Below are 1,996 nucleotides of genomic sequence, written 5' to 3'. Positions count from 1 at the left end.
GACCAGCGCGGCGGTGACGTGCGTGCCGCCGATCTCCAGGACGGGAATCAACGCTCGGCGGCCTTCCGGACGAGGGCCTTGACGACCCGCACCGGCCCGCCGCCCGCGGTGGCCGTCAGCCGGTAGCCGCCGACGGCCGCGGGCACGGTCAGCGTCTCGGCGTACGACAGCTCGTGGGTGTCGCCCGCCGCGGTGTGCACGGTGACGCCCGCGCCCTCGGCCACGTTGAGGACGTGGAAGCGGCCCTCGGTGTCGTCGTCGGCCTCGGTGCCTTCGTCCAGGGTGTACCTCCTGACTTCGTAGAACATCTCGTCGAGGGCGCCGAGGAGTTCCTCCCGCCAGCCGGGTCCCGAGCGCAGTTCGCGCGGGTCCTGCACCAGTTCCCGGGCCACGGCCTCGCCGCGGCGGTCGGTGTCGAGGTTCGCCAGCCCGTGCTCGTACGGCATGGGCCGCGGCTTGCCGTCGGCGCCGGGCCGCAGCCAGTCGTAGAAGCGGAGGCTGTAGAGGTACGGGGTGGCGCTGATCTCCAGGACGAGGTTGCCGGCGCCGCTGGCGTGCGGCGTGCCGGCGGGGATCATGAAGAGCTGCCCCCGCTCCCCGGGGAAGGCCAGCACGTGGTCCTCCGGGTCCATGGGCACGGCGTCGTCGATGGCCCTCTCGACCTCCTTGCGGAACCTCCCGGTGTCGGCGTCCTCGCGCAGCCCGAGGTACACCTTGGTCTCGGCGCTGCCGAGCGTCATGTAGTACGTCTCGTGCTGGGTGTAGGACCAGCCGAACCGCTCGCGCATGTAGGCGTCGCGCGGATGGCAGTGCAGCGACAGGTCGCCGCCGTCGACGGTGTCGAGGTAGTCGAAGCGGATCGGGAACGAGGTGCCGAAGCGCGCGTGCACCTCGGCGCCGAGTACGTCCTCGGGGGCGAGGACGCACATGAGCTGGAACGGCACCTCGGCCTGCGCGTCCGGTCCGGTGCCGATCAGGATGCCGGCCTCGGGGGCGATCAGCTCGTAGCCGAGCGCGGTGTTGGGCGCGTCGGGGGCGAAGCCCAGCTCGCGCTGGGCCCAGTGGCCGCCCCAGGGGGTGGAGTTGAAGTACGGCCGGGTGCGTACGGGCCGGCGGGCGAGCGCGGCGAGGGTGCCGCGCAGGCCGGCGCCGTCGAGGTGGACGGGGTGGCCGGGGTCCTGGACGTCGAGCCAGCCGTCGATGCGGCGGGCCAGTGCGTCGCGGTGCCGGTCGAGCATGGGCCAGTCGACGTAGAACAGCCGCCGGTGGGCGGGTGCTTCGCCGGGCAGCCCGAGGTTGGCGCCGGTGGTGCCGGCGTTGACGGCGGCCTCGGCGTAGCGCTTGGGCACGTCGGCGTACCAGAGCAGGTCGTGCGGTACGACGGCGGCGCCGGGACCGTAGACCAGCACCAGCCCGGTGTCGGGGCGGGCGGTCTGCGGCGGGGTGTCGAAGAGGTCGTCGAGGGGGTTCTCGGCGAGCTTGCAGTAGTGCGGGTCGGCGGTGTCCTCGGGCCGCTCGGTGCGGCGCCTGATCTCGTCGGGCGGCGCGTAGTGGCGCCGTACGTCGAGGAGGGTCACGGCGGTGCCGCGGGCGGTCAGCTCGCGCCGGAGCCGGCCGGCGAGGGCGTCCCAGTCCGCGGACGGGGGTCCCTCGACGGCCACTACCGCCGGGCCGTGGGGGAGTTCCGCCGCCACGGCCCGCCAGCCGGTGGTGAGGACGGCCGGCGGGGCGGGTGCGTAGCGCGGGTCGAGCCGGTACACGCAGTCTCCTTCGGTGTGGTTCAGCGGCGCCGGAAGAGCACCGCGGTCGTGCCGAGGGCGGGGAGGTCGACGGTGACCTCTCCGTCCCGTACCGGCAGGTCGTCTCCCGGGCGGCCGAGGTAGTCGGCGAGTCCGGCCCCGGTGACGGGGAAGAGGGCGCGTACGGGGCAGGCGACGGGCTCCTCGGCGAAGGACTGCAGCCGCAGCAGCACCGCGTCCTCGCCGGCGTCGCCGCC

Annotated in this window: 2 protein-coding genes; both read right to left on the bottom strand. The window is 74.3% G+C overall.

All coding sequences use genetic code 11. From position 1 onward, the window contains the following. Positions 1 to 47: 47 nt before the first annotated feature. A complete protein-coding gene (locus H5J30_RS29825; protein WP_181790473.1) occupies positions 48 to 1,760 on the bottom strand; it encodes a class I mannose-6-phosphate isomerase in 1,713 nt (570 codons plus the stop codon). A gap of 20 nt (positions 1,761 to 1,780) precedes the next feature. Beyond that, a partial coding sequence (locus tag H5J30_RS29820; protein WP_181790471.1) for a hypothetical protein occupies positions 1,781 to 1,996 on the bottom strand: 216 nt, incomplete at its 5' end.

Source organism: Streptomyces phytophilus (genome assembly GCF_013870535.1).
In the GTDB taxonomy this organism is placed as follows: domain Bacteria; phylum Actinomycetota; class Actinomycetes; order Streptomycetales; family Streptomycetaceae; genus Streptomyces; species Streptomyces phytophilus.
Note: the sequence above shows the minus strand (reverse complement) of the source record. Positions and strands in the feature narration are given on the sequence as shown.